Source organism: Nocardia acidivorans NBRC 108247 (genome assembly GCF_001625085.1).
In the GTDB taxonomy this organism is placed as follows: domain Bacteria; phylum Actinomycetota; class Actinomycetes; order Mycobacteriales; family Mycobacteriaceae; genus Nocardia; species Nocardia acidivorans.
Genome location: NZ_BDAW01000014.1, coordinates 104,953 through 119,835, shown reverse-complemented (window position 1 = coordinate 119,835; position 14,883 = coordinate 104,953). Strand labels below are relative to the sequence as shown.

The window sequence follows — 14,883 nt, the reverse complement described above, 5'->3', positions numbered from 1 at the left end:
GCCCGGTGCCTCAGCTCGGTTGACACCCCGGGCACCAGAACAGGTTTCGCCCCTCCAAGACCGAATGCAGGACTGTGCTGCCGCAGAGACGGCAGGGGTCACACGCACGGCGATAGACGTAGGTGCGAGGGCGGTCGGCGGCGTAGGAGGGTGCACCGCGATCATGTTCGGGGCGCACGACGACCATGACACCTTCACGGACGCCCACCTTCATCAGCATGACCAGGTCATCCCAAATGGCCTGCCACTCTTGGTGACTCACCTGTCTGCCGGGACGGTGCGGTGAGATGCCATGGCGGAAGAGGACTTCCGCGCGGTAGACATTCCCGACCCCGGCTATAACCTTCTGGTCCATGAGGAGGGAGCCGATCGGGCGCTGGGAGCGGCTGATGCGGTGCCAGGCGCGGTCCGGGTCGGCGTCGGGGCGCAGGGGGTCGGGGCCCAGACGGGCGGTGAGAGCGTCCACTTCGGGGCCGAGGAGGATTTCGCAGGTGTTGGGGCCGCGCAGGTCCACGCCGTAGGGGTCGCCGGTGCTGCCCGCGCCGATCAGGCGCATGCGGACTTCGCCCACGGGGGCGGGCATGGGGACGGGGGATTCGTAGAATTTGCCGTAGAGGCCCAGGTGGATGTGCACGACCAGGCCCGAATCATAGTGGTGCAGTAGGTGTTTGCCCCAGGCTTCGGCGCTGGAGAGGATGTGGCCGTCCAGGCGCGCGGCCTCGGCGGCGAAGCGGCCCTGCGGGCTGGACACGCGGACCTTGCCGCCGGCCAGGCGACGCTGGTGCAGTCCGGCGAGGCGGTGCAGCGTATGGCCTTCGGGCACGGATCACCAGCTTTCGTGGGGCGGCGAGCCGCCGCGAACCGAAGTTCGCGGCGGCGCAACGTATTCCGGGGCGGAACTCAGTACGCGGGGACCTCGGGGGCCACACCGGTCTTCTCGTAGTCGGCGAGGATGTCGATGCGGCGCTGGTGGCGGGCCTCATCGGACCATTCGGCGGCCAGGAAGGCATCGACGATGGCGAGCGCCTCCTCGGTGCTGTGCATGCGGCCGCCGACGCCGATCAGCTGGGCGTTGTTGTGCTGGCGCGCCAGTTGGGCGGTCTCCACGCTCCAGGCCAGGGCGCAGCGGGCACCGGGGACCTTGTTGGCGGCGATCTGCTCGCCATTGCCGGAGCCGCCGAAGACCAGGCCGAGGCTGCCGGGGTCGGCGACCGTGCGGCGGGCGGCCTCGATGCAGAAGGCCGGGTAGTCGTCGAGGGCGTCGTACTCGAGGGCGCCGCAGTCGACGACCTCGTGGCCCTGGGACTCCAGGTGGGACTTGACGTTGTTCTTCAGTTCGAAGCCGGCGTGGTCGGCACCCAGGTATACGCGCATGGCAGCGATTCTCTCAGGGGCGACTCTCGCACCTCTCAGGGGCTCCGCCCCCGAACCCGCAACCGCGCGAAGTCGAGTCGCTCGGCCATTAACGGCGGGTGAGCGGCTGCGCGAATAACAGGTGCGCGCGTTGCTCGGATCGTGTGCGGCGGTGGGATCGTCGCGGACGCGAGACACGGGCGTATGTCCAGATTTCCGGCCTCCGATGCAAGGGTGCGCCATGCCGTCCGATGACCGCGTAAACCGAATGCCCGCTTTGACCGGCCGCAACGCGGTCAACGGGCCCGCCTGGAATCCCGTGTCGGGCATTACCGGCTGGGATCCGGCGACCGGGCCGCCCGGCTGGGGTCCGGTGGTCCCGGATGAGACGCGGCCGCAGCAATTGCCGCCGCGGATGCCGATGGATCCCGGCGTGCGCGGGCTGTCGCCGTTCGGATTGCCCGCGCGGCACAGCTGGGAGATTCCGCTGCTGGTGATCGTGGTGGTGCTGACCGTATTCGCCTACCCCTACGCGGTGTACGCCGTGGTGCGCGGCACCGACAATCTGTACCTGTCGATTCTGGCGTTCGCGCCGATTCTGGTGTGGTTCCTGCGCGGTTCGCAATGGGGTATGGCGCGGGTACAGGGGGTGAAGATATCGCCGACGCAATTCCCGGACGCGTACCGCATGGTGCAGGAGGCCGCCACCAGATTCGGCATGAAACACGCACCGGACGCGTATGTGGTGCTGGGCAACGGTCAGCTCAACGCCTTCGCGGCGGGCCACGGCTTCCGCCGCTTCGTGGTCGTCAACAGCGATCTGTTCGAAATCGGCGGCGCCGCAAGGCAACCCGAGGCAATGGCCTTCGTCATCGGACACGAGGTGGGGCATATCGCCGCCGGGCACACCTCGTATTGGCGGCAATTCGGCACGATACTCATGCAATTCATACCCGTGCTCGGTCCGGCGTTGAGTCGCGCACAGGAGTACACCGCCGATAATCACGGCTACAGCTACTGTTTCACCGGCGCTTCCGGCGCCATGACCACCCTGTCCGCGGGCAAATACCTCGGCGTCCTGGTCGGATTCGATGAAATGGCCGATCGCGCCATCACCGAAACCGGCTTCTTCGTCTGGCTCACCAATCTCCAGGCGAGCCATCCGGTCAATACCTGGCGCATGTGGGCGCTGCGTGATCGCAGCCGCCACGGCAAGCTGTTTCTGCGGCCCGCTCCCCCGGCCACATAGAGTTTGCTCATGACGTCCGACGATCAGTCGCAGCCGCCGAACGCACCGCAGGGGATTCCAGCCACAGGCAGCCATCCGGGATGGAATCCGGTCACGGGGATGTCCGGCTGGAATCCGCAGGTGGGCCCGCCGGGATGGGTTGCGCAGCCCGGTTATTCGCCGCCGCGGATCCCACCGCATCAGCAGACCCGCGGGCTCTCCCCGTTCGGCATGCCCGCCCGGCACAGCTGGGAGATTCCGCTGCTGGTGGTCGTGGTGGTGCTGACCGTGCTGGCGTACCTGTTCGCGCTGTTGCTGCTGTTGACCGGCAGCCTCGATCAATATGTGCTGCTGTTCGTCTTCGCGCCGATGCTGCTGTGGTTCGGCCGCGGCATGACCTACGCGACCCAGCGGGTGAACGGCGTGAAAATGTCGCCGACCCAATTCCCCGAGGGTTATCGCATGGTGCAGGAGGCGGCCGCGCGCTTCGGAATGCAGACGGTTCCGGACGCGTACGTGGTGCTCGGCAATGGTCAGATCAATGCCTTCGCCTCCGGTCACGGATTCCGGCGTTTCGTGGTCGTCTACAGCGATCTGTTCGAAATCGGCGGCGCCGCACGGCAACCCGAGGCCCTGGCATTCATCATCGGACACGAGGTGGGCCATATCGCGGCGGGCCACGTCTCGTATTGGCGGCAGCTGGGCATGTTCCTGGGACCGTTCCTGCCCATTATCGGCAATTCGCTGATTCGCGCCCAGGAGTACACCGCCGACAATCACGGTTATTGCAATCGCCATCTGGGCGCGCCCACCGCCATGCAGACCCTGGCCGGCGGCAAATACCTCAATACGATTGTCGGATTCGACGAGATGGCCGATCGCGCACCGCAGGAGAAGGGCTTCTTCGTATGGATCGTGAACGCGCTCTCCAGCCATCCGGTGCTGACCTGGCGCATGTGGGCGCTGCGCGATCGCAGTAGGCACGGGCGATTGTTCCTGCGCCCGACTCCGCCGCCCCCGGCCCCGTACACCGGCTATCCGCAGACGCCGCCGGTCGGATACAGCACCACCACAACCTATTTCCCGCAATAACGGACAACCGGGCCCGCCGCGGTCGGCGGGCCCGGTCAGCTGCCCAGCCGTGCGAACTCAGTCGAACTCGGGTTCCTCGTTCCGCGTGCGCTTGATCTCGAAGAAGTGCGGGTAGGATGCCAGCGCGACCGCGCCGTCCCACACCTTGCCCGCGACCTCACCGCGCGGAATGCGCGACAGCACCGGTCCGAAGAACGCGACGCCGTTGATGTGAATGGTCGGGGTGCCGACATCCGGCCCGACCTTGTCCATTCCGGCGTGATGCGAAACCCGCAGCGCCTCGTCGTATTCGGTGCTGGTGGCGGCCTCGGCCAGTTCGGCGGGCAACCCCACCTCGGCCAGCGATTCGGCGATGACGGTGGTCAGCATATCGGTGCGCGGACCGTCGGTCTCGTACTCGGCGCGCCGATTGTGCAGCCGGGTGCCCATGGCGGTGTACAGCGCGGGCAGCACCTCGTCACCGTTCTTCTGGGCGGCGGCGATGGCCACGCGCACCGGACCCCAGCCGGACCGCAACAGCTCCTGATACTGCTCGGACAGCCCCTCGCGGCCCTCATTGAGCACGGACAGGCTCATCACATGGAAGTTCACATCGATATCGCGGACCTGCTCGACCTCGAGGATCCAGCGGGAGGTGATCCAGCACCACGGGCACAGCGGGTCGAACCAGAAATCGACCCGGTCCTTCTTGGTGTCACTCACGAGTAGTCCCTTTCGCAATCGTCGGCCGGGCATGGCCGCCCCACAGCACAACAATGCACCTTCTTGCGGATATTTCCGCCAAGGCACCCGGGATGCGAGCTAGGGTCGGATCATCAGCCTCGTCGGCGGCAGCCGCGGATGGGCGGCGCAGGGAGGTCACACATGACCACGGCATCCAGGTTCGTCATAGCGGGGGGTGGGCTGGCAGCGGCCAAGCTCGCGCAGGCCTTGCGCGCCAATGATTTCGACGGGACGGTGACGCTCGTCTGCGCGGAGGAGCGACTACCGTACGAGCGCCCACCGCTGTCCAAGGAGTGTCTGCTGGGCAAGAAGTCACCCGAGGACGCGATCGTGGAGCCCGCGCAGTGGTATCGCGATCACCATATCGAGGTGCTGCTCGGCACCACCGTGACCGGGGTGGATCGCGCCACCAAAACCATTGCGCTGCCCGATGGTACGACCCTCACCTATGACAAATTGGCGCTGGCCACCGGATCTCGGCCGCGCCGGCTGCCGATTCCGGGTTCCGACGCCGCCGGAGTGTACACGCTGCGCGATGCCGAGGACTCCCTCGCGCTCATCGAAATGTTCCGCACCGCAACACGACTCGTGGTGATCGGGGCCGGATGGATCGGCCTGGAGGTGACCGCCGCCGCCCGCAATGCCGGTCTAGAGGTGACCGTGCTGGAGACGCTGCCGGTGCCGTTGCAGACCGCGCTCGGTCCGGAGATGGGCGCGGTCTTCGCCGATCTGCACCGCGAACACGGCGTGGATCTGCGCTGCGAGACCAAGGTCGCCGAGATCACCACCGCCGAGGGACGCGCCACCGGGGTGCGGCTCTCCGACGACACCCTGATCGCCGCCGACGCGGTGCTGGTGGCGGTGGGCGCGCGACCCAATATCGAACTCGCCGTCGATGCCGGATTGGCGACCGGCGAGGGCGTGCTGGTGGATGAGAGCCTGGCCACCAGCGATCCCGATATCGTCGCCATCGGCGATATCGCCGATCAACAGCATCCGATCCTGGAACGGCGAATTCGGGTGGAGCACTGGGCGAACGCGCTCAATCAGCCCGCCGTGGCCGCCGCGACCATGCTCGACAAACCCGCCGTGTACGACCGGCTGCCGTACTTCTTCACCGATCAGTACGACCTCGGCATGGAGTACACCGGCTATGTCGCGCCCAAGCAGGCCGCGCGCGTGGTGGTCCGCGGTGATCTCGGCAAGCGCGAATTCGTGGCGTTCTGGCTGGACTCCGGGAACCGGGTGCTGGCCGGAATGAATGTGAATGTGTGGGATGCGGGCGATCGGATCAAGGAGTTGATCCTGGGCGGCGAACCGGTCGATCCGGAACGCCTGGCCGATACCTCCGCACCGCTGTGACCACCGTCACCTGAGCATTGCCGAAACTGTGTCGAAATCGCGGGTCGGGCTCCGACCTGTCCGTGAAAGCGCCGCACGGGCGCGTCGAAGATGGGAGCCCCTCGTGAAGTACATGCCGCTCAAGACCTACAGCCCCGCCGCCTACTGCGATACCCCGATCAATGAGTGGGCCCCCGAGGAGATCCAGGCGCATATCGACTTTCAGCGCGCGCTCGGCGAGGAGCTCGCCAAATCCGGTGAACTGATCGACGCCCAGGGGTTGGCGTTCCCGGACGAGGCGCGGCTGGTCTGCTCGGACGGACGATCCGCGGCCGTGATCACCGACGGGCCGTTCCCGGAGACCAAGGAGTTCTTGGCCGGGTACTGGCTGGTCGATGTCGAATCGCCGGAGCGGGCGCTGGAGATCGCGGCGCGGGCATCGGCCGGACCGGGACCGGGCGGTAAGCCGATCGGCGAATACATCGAGGTGCGTGCGGTCATGGGCGCACCCACGAGCGATCTGTGAACCCTTGAATGGAACGCGGAGCGACCACCTATGAGATAACGGACCTGCTGCGCGAACTCGCGCCGCAGGTACTCGGGGTGCTGGTGCGGCGGTACGGGGATTTCGCCACCGCCGAGGACGCCCTCCAGGAAGCCATGCTCGCGGCGGCGACCCGATGGCCCGCCGAGGGGATTCCGGATAATCCGCGCGGCTGGCTGATTCAGGTCGCGGCGCGGCGACTGGTCGACGCCGTGCGCGCCGAGGTGGCGCGGCGCAATCGCGAGACCGCGACCATGCTGCGCGAGGTGCCCGCGGCGGCGGAACTGTCCGATGCGGTGGACGAGCGGGACGACACGCTCACGCTGTTCTTCCTGTGCTGCCATCCGGTGCTGTCACCGGCGAGCGCCATCGCCTTGACGCTGCGCGCGGTGGGCGGGCTCTCCACCGAGGAGATCGCCCGCGCCTTCCTGCTACCGGAATCGACCATGGCGCAGCGTATTTCACGCGCGAAGAAGCGGCTGGCGGCGGTGGACCGGCCCTTCGCCTCGGACGAGGCCACGGTGGCCGAGTCCGGCTATCCGGGTGCGTGGCGGGAGCGGGTGGGCACCGTGTTGCAGGTGCTGTACCTGATCTTCACCGAGGGGCACACCTCGAGCGGATCGCGGTTGCGGCGCAATGACCTGTCCGCGGAGGCGATTCGGCTGGCCCGGGCGCTGCACGGACTACTGCCGGACGATTCCGAGGTCACCGGATTGCTGGCGCTGTTGCTGCTCACCGATTCTCGGCGCGCGGCGCGGACCGGATCACACGGTGAACTCATCCCGCTGGCCGAACAGGATCGCGGGAAGTGGCAGCGCGGCACCATTACCGAGGGGGTTCGACTGGTCACCGGCACGCTGTCCGGCGGGCTCACCGGGCCGTATCAGATTCAGGCCGCCATTGCCGCGCTGCACGCCCAGGCGCTGCGGGCCGAGGACACCGAATGGGATCGAATCCTATTGCTGTACAACAGGCTCGAACGGCTGGCGCCCAATCCGATGGTGACGCTCAATCGTGCGGTGGCCCTGGCGATGGTGGAGGGTCCGCAAGCCGGGTTGGCGTTGGCCGCCACCGTCGAGGACGCGTTGCGCGAATCCCATCGATTGGAGGCCGTGCGCGGCCACTTCTATGAAATGGCAGGTGATTTCCCCGCGGCCGTCACCTCGTATTCGGCCGCCGCCCGGCGCACCACCAGCACGCCCGAACGCGATTACCTGATGCTCCGCGCGGCCCTGCTCCGCAACTCCTGACCTAAGCCGCCGCGCGAAAACCGGTGGGGCTCATACCCCGGTGCCGTTTGAAGGCCGCGCTGAATCCGAACGCATCGGCGTACCCGAGCGACTTCGCGATCTGCGCGACGGTGAGATCCGTTGTGGCCAAAAGCTCTTCGGCCTCCTCCATGCGGAATTCGGTGAGGTAGGCCAGCGGCGGGGTGCCCATCACCCCGGTGAAACGCTTGGCGAACAGCGCCCGGGACACCCCCGCCTCAGCGGCGAGCGAGGCCACCGTCCACGGCACGCCCGGGCGGGTGTGAATGGCCTGTAGTGCGGGCGCCACCAGGGGATCGTTGACACCGCGATACCAGCCGGGCGCATCGGTTCCGGCCCGCTCGAACCAGCCGCGCAGGGTGCAGACCAGCCCCCAGTCGAGCAGGCGGTCCATCATGGCCTGCGAACCCGCGCTCTGGCCGGCGGCTTCGGCGGCGGCCGCCTCCATCCACGGGCACATATCGGTGTCGTCGTGCACGACCAGCACCGGCGGCAGCGCGCGCACCAGACGCTCATGGCGGCGCGCGGAGGTCTGGTATGCGCCGACCACCAGCGCGGTCGCCTGATCCGATTCCGAGTTCCAGGCGATTCCACTCAAATCCGCTGCAGCGCAATCGGGTTCGGTGAAGCAGGCGATCTCGTACTCGGTGTGCGGCACCCCCACCGACTCGGGCTGATCGGCGAAGTGGAAGGGTTCCGGGCCGCGAATGATCGCGGTGTCATTGGTGACCAGCGGCGTTCGGGTGCCGTCCGCGAGCACCAGGGTGCCGCCGCCGCGCAGCACGGTGACCATGGTCATGGGCGCGCAGTCCGCGAAGCGAATGGCCCACGGCGCGGCCAATACCGCGTGCGTGACGACCGAGCCTTCGGCCCGTATACCGCCCAGCAGCTGACTCAGAGGATCCACACCTCGACTGTAGACGAATTCCTATCCGCCGGAGCGTTTCACCCATGGATCGTCCACACGATCCCGGGTTGACTGGGGATATCGCAGCCGCGCTCCCTTTGATCAGGAGGAAATCCCTTGTCGCACAACGATACCCGCACCGCCCTGGTGGTGCTTTCGCATCATCGGTCCGATTCGCTCACCGCGCATATCGCGCGCCGCACCGTCACCCAGCTCGAGGACGCCGGTTACACCGTGGACCTGCTCGACCTGCATGGCGAGGGCTTCGACCCGCGGATGAACACCGCGGACCAACCCGATTGGAACGACCGCGACAAGGTCTTCTCCCCCGAGGTCGAGGACCATATGCGCCGGGTCCTGGCCGCCGAGGTCATCATCGCCGTCTTCCCCATCTACTGGGCATATGTCCCCGCCCTGCTCAAGGGCTGGATCGACCGGGTCTGGAACTACGGATTCGCCTACGGCCGCAGCAAACCCCGCCTCGCGGGCAAGCGCATGCTGTGGCTCGGCCTGGCCGGTGCGACCGCCGACGACGGCATCATCCCCGCCATCAAGACCATGCTCGACACCCAGCTCAGCGCCTCCATCGCCTACTACTGCGGCCTCTCCGATTCCCGCACCGTGGTCCTGCCGGACGCCGAGGAACGCCCCCAACGCCTCGATGCCGTAGGCAATCTGGAGATCGGCGCGGCCGTCACCGGCGCGGCCCGCGACGCGCATTTCGCCGCCTTCGAGCGCACGGCGGCCCAGCATGTCACCGATTTCCTGACCCCCGTCGGCATCCCCGCCTGAGCAGCGCCGATCGATTTCCGCTGCAATTGGCGGCCGATCAGCCGCGCTCGACACTACACAGTCAGCTCGATGTCGGCGCGCACAGCCACTCCACGAAAATCGGCGGGCGCGAACCGGTTCGGCTGCACCCGCGGGATGCAAACGCGCGGGGGCTGGTCACGGATCTGCGCGTCGGCGATCCGCCCGCGACGGTGAGCGACTAGATCGAGCTCCCGGTCCAGGGTGTCCCGGTGATGAGTTCATAAGCCTGCATGTACTTCTGGCGGGTGATGTCGATGACCTCGGCCGGGAGCTCCGGGCCGGGGTACTCCTTGTTCCAGCCGGTGCCCACGGACCAGTCGCGCACGTACTGCTTGTCGAACGAGGCCTGCGGGCGGCCGGGCGCATAGTCGTCGGCGGGCCAGAAACGCGAGGAGTCGGAGGTGAGGACCTCATCGCCGAGGGTGAGAACGTCACCGTCCCAACCGAATTCGACCTTGGTATCGGCGATGATCACACCGCGGGAGGCGGCGTGCTCCGCGCCGCGCGAATAGATCTCCAGGGTCAGATCGCGGAGCTTGTTCGCGACCTCCGCACCCTCCTGGTTGATCACCTCGGCGAACGAGATGGGCTCGTCATGGCCCTCATCGGCCTTGGTGCTCGGGGTGAAGAGGGGTTCGGGCAGCTTGTCGCCGTCGCGCAGGCCGGGCGGCAGCGCGATACCCGAGACGGTGCCGCTGCGCTTGTACTCGGCCAGGCCACCGCCGGTGAGATAGCCGCGCGCAACGCACTCCACCTTCAGCATCTTCAGCGGCTTGACCCGCACCCCGCGTCCGCCGAACTCCGCGGGGACATCGGTGGTGGAGAGAATGTGATTGGGAATCCCGTCGAAGAAGCCGAACCACCAGTTCGACAACTGGGTGAGCATGGCCCCCTTCTCCGGAATCGGGGTGGGCAGCACCACGTCGAACACCGACACCCGGTCGGATGCGACCAGGATCAGCGAATCGCCGTCCTCGTACAGGTCGCGCACCTTACCGGCGTGAATGTGCTTCAACTTCTCCTCCTCGGACTGGGATCGCTGCCACCGCACACCCTACCGACGTGCCGATTCGGTCCGGCACCCCGCCATAACCCGCAGCGCGGGACCCGGCGGACGTGGCATTGTTGGCACAGTCGCGTCCCCACACGGCACAGAGTTCCGAGAGCGAAGGAGCACCCTTGTCCGCACCGAATCTCACCCGCGAGCAGGCGATCGAACGCGCCGCGACGGTCCAGGTGGAGAACTACCGCGTCGAATTGGACCTGACCGGGCAGCCCACCAGCGCCGAAGCGGCGACCAGCGACCTCTTCTTCTCGCGCTCCACGGTGACATTCACGGCGACACCGGGCGCGCGGACCTTCATCGACTTCGTCGGCGCGGGGCTGCGCTCGGCCGTCCTGAACGGTGTCGCGATCGATGTCAGCGGTTATGACGAATCACAGGGGCTGACCCTCACCGATCTGGCCGCCCGCAATGAGCTGGTCATCGAGGCCGATGCCGAGTATTCGCACACCGGTGAGGGCCTGCACCGGTTCGTCGACCCCACCGATGACAAGGTGTACCTGTACTCGCAGTTCGAGACCGCCGACGCCAAGCGCATGTTCGCCTGCTTCGACCAGCCGGACCTCAAGGCCACCTACGACATGATCGTGACCGCGCCGCAGGACTGGGAGGTCATCTCCAACGGGGCGGTGGTGTCGAGCCGCACCATCGGCACCGTCGTCGAGCACACCTTCGCGACCACCCCGCGCATGAGCACCTATCTGGTGGCGCTGATCGCCGGTCCGTACGCCAAATGGACCGACAGCTACTCCGATGCGCACGGGGAGATCCCGCTCGGCATCTACTGCCGTGCCTCGCTCGCCGAATACATGGACGCCGAAAGGCTTTTCACCGAAACCAAACAGGGCTTCGGCTTCTACCACACCAATTTCGGTGTGCCCTACGCCTTCGGCAAGTACGACCAGCTGTTCGTCCCCGAATTCAACGCGGGCGCAATGGAGAACGCGGGCGCGGTCACCTTCCTGGAAGATTATGTGTTCCGCTCCAAGGTGACTCGCGCCTCCTATGAGCGCCGCTGCGAGACCGTGCTGCACGAGATGGCGCACATGTGGTTCGGCGATCTGGTCACCATGAAGTGGTGGGACGACCTGTGGTTGAACGAATCCTTCGCCACCTTCGCGTCGGTGCTGTGCCAGGTCGGCGCGACCGAATACACCAATGCCTGGACCACTTTCGCCAATGTGGAGAAGTCCTGGGCGTACCGGCAGGATCAGCTGCCCTCCACCCACCCCATTGCCGCGGACATCCCGGATCTGCACGCGGTCGAGGTGAACTTCGACGGAATCACCTACGCCAAGGGCGCTTCCGTGCTGAAGCAGCTGGTGGCGTACGTCGGGCAGGAGCCGTTCCTGGCGGGGCTGCGCGACTACTTCACCGAACACGCCTACGGCAACGCCACTTTCGATGATCTGGTGGGCGCGCTGGAGAAGGCGTCCGGGCGCGACCTGTCCGACTGGGGCGCGCAGTGGCTCAAGACCACCGGGCTCAACATCCTGCGCCCGGAGTTCACCGTCGACGCCGAGGGCAAGTACAGCTCGTTCACCGTGATCCAGGACGGCGCGGAACCCGGTGCGGGTGAGCGGCGCACGCATCGCCTTGCCATCGGCATCTATGACGATCAGGATGGAAAGCTGGTGCGCACCAAGCGCATCGAGCTCGATATCGATCCGGCCGAGCGCACCGAGGTGCCGGAGCTGATCGGTGTCGCGCGCGGGAAACTGGTGCTGGTCAATGACGACGACCTGACCTACTGCTCGGTGCGGCTGGACGCCGATTCGCTCGAGACCGTGGTGGATCGCATTGCCGATATCGCCGAACCGCTGCCCCGCACGCTGGCCTGGTCGGCCGCCTGGGAGATGACCCGGCAGGCCGAGATGCGGGCCCGCGATTTCGTCGCCCTGGTACAGCGCGGTGTCGGCGCGGAGACCGAAATTGGTGTGGTGCAACGCCTTCTGATGCAGGCGCACACCGCCATCTCCTCCTACGCGGACCCGAACTGGGCCGCCGACACCGGCTGGGGCGAATTCGCGGACCGCCTGCTCGCGCTGGCGCGCGCCGCCGAACCCGGCTCGGACCACCAGCTGGCCTTCGTCAATGCGCTCACCGGAGCGCACCTGTCGGTCCGCCATATCGAGGCGCTGCGCCAGGTCCTCGAGGGCGATCCAGCGGCAGCCCTGCCCGGCCTCGTGGTCGACACCGACCTGCGCTGGCGGCTCATCCAGGCGCTCGCCGCCGCCGGTGATATCGACAACGATGGCATCGAAACCCCCGTCATCGACGCCGAATTGGCGCGCGACGACACCGCCGCCGGTCGCCGTCAAGCCGCCGCGGCGGCCACGGCCCGCCCGCAGATCCCGGTCAAGGCCAAGGCGTGGGCCACGGTCATGGAAGACGATTCGGTCCCCAACATCACCGCCCGCGCCATTGTCACCGGCTTCGCCCCGGTCGGCCAAGCCCACCTGCTCACCCCGTACGTCGAACGCTACTTCGCCGAAATCCCCGCGGTCTGGGACCGCCGCTCCAGCGAAGTAGCCCAAACCGTGGTGGTCGGCCTGTACCCCCACTGGGCCATCAGCGACGAGGCGGTAGCGATAGCCGACAAATTCCTCTCCAACGACCATCCCCCGGCCCTGCGCCGCCTGGTCGTAGAAGGCAAGGCAGGCATCGAACGCTCCCTCCGAGCCCGAGCCTTCGACCGCACCTAACCCCCACCCCCGCAGCCCCTTTCGCCTCCCGAGGCGAGAGGGGCTGCGGCATTTCCGACTCCCGCGTCTTCCGGCGCCAAGACTCCCGAATGGCGCTGCCCTGGGCGGATCTGCTGTGGGCAGCGGGGGCGGCTATTTCGGCCGGGGGTGCGGCACGGTGGGTTCATGGCACAGGATGAGAAGGCGCCGATGTTCAATTGGCGCACACGGGAACAGCTGTTCGGTAAGCGGATTCTGGTGTTGGACGGTGCGCTCGACGATGACAATGGGGCGCTGCTGATGACGCAGATGCTGCAGTTGGCGACCGAGGACTCCGAGGCGGGGATATCGCTGTGGATTCACTCGCCGGGTGGGTCGGTGCCCGCCATGCTCGCCATTCGGGATGTGATGCGGTTGGTGCCGTGTGACGTTTCCACGCTGGCACTCGGATTGGCTTGCAGCGCTGGGCAATTCCTGCTGTCGTCCGGGACTCCGGGCAAGCGGTTCGCGCTGCCGCACGCCCGGATTCTCATGCATCAGGGGTCGGCCGGAATCGGGGGTAGTGCGGTCGAGGTGGAGGTCCAAGCCGATGATCTGCGGTACACCGTGCAGACCGTGCTCGGGTTGATCGCACAGGACACCGGGCAGCCCTTCGACCAGGTCTACGACGATTCCCTGCACGATCGCTGGTTCACCGCGGCGCAGGCGAAGGACTACGGATTCATCGACGGGATCGTCGAATCCTTCTGGCAGATCATCCCGCAACGACCGAAGATGGGGATCTCGGCATGACCAGCTACACCATTCCCAATGTGATCGCCCAGCATCCGCGCGGTGAGCGCATCATGGACGTGTACTCGCATCTGCTGGCCGAGCGGATCGTATATCTGGGCACACCAATCGATTCCGGTGTCGCCAATGCGCTCATCGCCCAACTCCTGCACCTGGACGCCGACAGTCCGGGGCAGGAGATCAACCTCTATATCAACTGCGAGGGCGGCGATCTGTCCGCCATGCTCGCGGTCTACGACACCATGCAGCACATCTCGTCCCCGGTGGCGACCACCTGTGTGGGCCAGGCCATCGCGGTCGGCGCGGTCCTGCTCGCGGGCGGCGCGAAGGGCCGCCGCACCATGCTCCCGCACGCCCGGGTGGTGCTGCACCAGCCCGCCATCAGCGGCCGCGGCACCATCCCCGACCTGATCATCCAGGCCGACGAGGTGGTCCGCCTGCGCGCCGAGGTCGAGGCCATCCTCTCCGAACACACCGGCCAACCCCTCGAAGCACTGCGCCGCGACACCGACCGCGACCGCGTCCTCACCGCCGAAGCCGCCCGCGACTACGGCCTCGTGGACCAAATCCTCGGCCCCCGAGACTGATTCACCCCGGGGATCAGGCAGCCAGCATGACCGGGCCGTTGAACACCTGTGCGGTGGGGCGGGTGATGGCGGACATGCGCTGGCGGCGGAGTTCGGTGGCGACCAGTTGGGTGAGGCCGATGAGGTCGGTGCCCAGTGCGCCCGCGAGGGCCGCGATCATCTCGCTGGAGGGTTCCTTGCGCCCGCGTTCGACCTCGGAGAGGTACTGCGGGGAAATCCCGGCGCGCCCGGCGGTTTCCACGAGCTTCTCGCCCTGCTCCTGGCGCAGTGCACGCAGTTGCGCACCGAGGACTTCGCGCCACAGCGGCTCGCGCACCGGGCGCAACGCGCGGGGGCGATCGGTACGGGATTCCGGGAGCACAACGCTCCGGGCGGGGCCATCGCCCGGCAGCACGGGCACCGGCTGCGGGTTCGGGCTTTCGGCCCGCTCGGCGAGTCCGCCGGGGATGGAGTGGAGACGCGGCTGCTCGGACATGGTCCGAGCGTAA

Annotated in this window: 15 protein-coding genes; 9 read left to right on the top strand and 6 right to left on the bottom strand. The window is 67.1% G+C overall.

Annotated features, from left to right (window positions below):
- Nucleotides 1-10: 10 nt before the first annotated feature.
- Both NA10_RS08790 and NA10_RS08785 read right to left on the bottom strand, forming a co-directional pair.
- Complete coding sequence (locus tag NA10_RS08790) at nt 11-823, bottom strand: Fpg/Nei family DNA glycosylase (protein ID WP_067565733.1); 813 nt, start codon at nt 821-823, stop codon at nt 11-13.
- Nucleotides 824-900: 77 nt separating this feature from the next.
- Nucleotides 901-1,374 carry a ribose-5-phosphate isomerase gene (locus NA10_RS08785; RefSeq protein WP_067565730.1) on the bottom strand — a complete coding sequence of 158 codons (474 nt, stop codon included), beginning with the start codon at nt 1,372-1,374 and terminating at the stop codon, nt 901-903.
- A gap of 247 nt (nt 1,375-1,621) precedes the next feature.
- Between NA10_RS08785 and NA10_RS08780 the strand changes: the two genes are divergently transcribed.
- Both NA10_RS08780 and NA10_RS08775 read left to right on the top strand, forming a co-directional pair.
- Nucleotides 1,622-2,602, top strand: coding sequence for a M48 family metallopeptidase (locus tag NA10_RS08780; protein ID WP_307188383.1), 981 nt, complete (start codon nt 1,622-1,624; stop codon nt 2,600-2,602).
- Nucleotides 2,603-2,701: 99 nt separating this feature from the next.
- On the top strand, nt 2,702-3,673 hold the full coding sequence (locus tag NA10_RS08775; RefSeq protein ID WP_084514439.1) for a M48 family metallopeptidase: 972 nt from the start codon (nt 2,702-2,704) through the stop codon (nt 3,671-3,673).
- 57 nt (nt 3,674-3,730) lie between these two features.
- Here the strand turns inward: NA10_RS08775 and NA10_RS08770 are convergent, their stop codons facing one another.
- Nucleotides 3,731-4,375, bottom strand: coding sequence for a mycothiol-dependent nitroreductase Rv2466c family protein (locus NA10_RS08770; RefSeq protein WP_281180159.1), 645 nt, complete (start codon nt 4,373-4,375; stop codon nt 3,731-3,733).
- A 162-nt stretch (nt 4,376-4,537) separates the two neighbouring features.
- On the opposite strand from NA10_RS08770, the gene NA10_RS08765 reads away from it, so the two are divergent.
- From NA10_RS08765 to NA10_RS08755, 3 genes are all read left to right on the top strand, one after another.
- A complete protein-coding gene (locus tag NA10_RS08765) occupies nt 4,538-5,758 on the top strand; it encodes an NAD(P)/FAD-dependent oxidoreductase (RefSeq protein ID WP_067565723.1) in 1,221 nt (406 codons plus the stop codon).
- A 103-nt stretch (nt 5,759-5,861) separates the two neighbouring features.
- Nucleotides 5,862-6,263, top strand: a complete 402-nt coding sequence (locus NA10_RS08760) for a YciI family protein (protein ID WP_174562490.1) — start codon at nt 5,862-5,864, stop codon at nt 6,261-6,263.
- A gap of 8 nt (nt 6,264-6,271) precedes the next feature.
- On the top strand, nt 6,272-7,531 hold the full coding sequence (locus tag NA10_RS08755) for an RNA polymerase sigma factor (RefSeq protein ID WP_067565719.1): 1,260 nt from the start codon (nt 6,272-6,274) through the stop codon (nt 7,529-7,531).
- 1 nt (nt 7,532) lies between these two features.
- On the opposite strand, the gene NA10_RS08750 is transcribed toward NA10_RS08755, so the two are convergent.
- Nucleotides 7,533-8,456 carry an AraC family transcriptional regulator gene (locus tag NA10_RS08750; protein ID WP_067565716.1) on the bottom strand — a complete coding sequence of 308 codons (924 nt, stop codon included), beginning with the start codon at nt 8,454-8,456 and terminating at the stop codon, nt 7,533-7,535.
- A gap of 117 nt (nt 8,457-8,573) precedes the next feature.
- Here NA10_RS08750 and NA10_RS08745 point away from each other — a divergent pair, with 117 nt between their 5' ends.
- Nucleotides 8,574-9,248, top strand: coding sequence for an NAD(P)H oxidoreductase (locus NA10_RS08745; RefSeq protein WP_067565713.1), 675 nt, complete (start codon nt 8,574-8,576; stop codon nt 9,246-9,248).
- A gap of 199 nt (nt 9,249-9,447) precedes the next feature.
- On the opposite strand, the gene NA10_RS08740 is transcribed toward NA10_RS08745, so the two are convergent.
- Nucleotides 9,448-10,320, bottom strand: a complete 873-nt coding sequence (locus NA10_RS08740) for a phosphoribosylaminoimidazolesuccinocarboxamide synthase (RefSeq protein WP_084514438.1) — start codon at nt 10,318-10,320, stop codon at nt 9,448-9,450.
- Between the two features lie 128 nt (nt 10,321-10,448).
- Here NA10_RS08740 and pepN point away from each other — a divergent pair, with 128 nt between their 5' ends.
- The 3 genes from pepN (at nt 10,449) to NA10_RS08725 (ending at nt 14,395) form a co-directional block, all read left to right on the top strand.
- Nucleotides 10,449-13,037: an aminopeptidase N gene (gene pepN / locus NA10_RS08735; RefSeq protein WP_067565710.1), complete on the top strand. Its 2,589-nt coding sequence runs from the start codon at nt 10,449-10,451 to the stop codon at nt 13,035-13,037.
- 165 nt (nt 13,038-13,202) lie between these two features.
- Entirely contained in the window at nt 13,203-13,808 is a 606-nt protein-coding gene (locus tag NA10_RS08730; RefSeq protein ID WP_067565707.1) for a ClpP family protease, read from the top strand.
- Entirely contained in the window at nt 13,805-14,395 is a 591-nt protein-coding gene (locus tag NA10_RS08725) for a ClpP family protease (protein ID WP_067565703.1), read from the top strand. Before NA10_RS08730 ends, NA10_RS08725 begins: the two co-directional genes overlap by 4 nt.
- A 13-nt stretch (nt 14,396-14,408) precedes the next feature.
- On the opposite strand, the gene NA10_RS08720 is transcribed toward NA10_RS08725, so the two are convergent.
- Entirely contained in the window at nt 14,409-14,870 is a 462-nt protein-coding gene (locus NA10_RS08720; RefSeq protein ID WP_084514437.1) for a helix-turn-helix domain-containing protein, read from the bottom strand.
- Between the last annotated feature and the right edge of the window lie 13 nt (nt 14,871-14,883).

Bases quoted from the DNA above. Each gene is read 5' to 3' on its own strand.
- NA10_RS08785 (WP_067565730.1), bottom strand. From the start codon at position 1,374: ATGCGCGTATACCTGGGTGCCGACCACGCCGGCTTCGAACTGAAGAAC.
- NA10_RS08780 (WP_307188383.1), top strand. From the start codon at position 1,622: ATGCCCGCTTTGACCGGCCGCAACGCGGTCAACGGGCCCGCCTGGAAT.
- NA10_RS08775 (WP_084514439.1), top strand. From the start codon at position 2,702: ATGTCCGGCTGGAATCCGCAGGTGGGCCCGCCGGGATGGGTTGCGCAG.
- NA10_RS08765 (WP_067565723.1), top strand. From the start codon at position 4,538: ATGACCACGGCATCCAGGTTCGTCATAGCGGGGGGTGGGCTGGCAGCG.
- NA10_RS08755 (WP_067565719.1), top strand. From the start codon at position 6,272: ATGGAACGCGGAGCGACCACCTATGAGATAACGGACCTGCTGCGCGAA.
- NA10_RS08730 (WP_067565707.1), top strand. From the start codon at position 13,203: ATGGCACAGGATGAGAAGGCGCCGATGTTCAATTGGCGCACACGGGAA.
- NA10_RS08725 (WP_067565703.1), top strand. From the start codon at position 13,805: ATGACCAGCTACACCATTCCCAATGTGATCGCCCAGCATCCGCGCGGT.
- NA10_RS08720 (WP_084514437.1), bottom strand. From the start codon at position 14,870: ATGTCCGAGCAGCCGCGTCTCCACTCCATCCCCGGCGGACTCGCCGAG.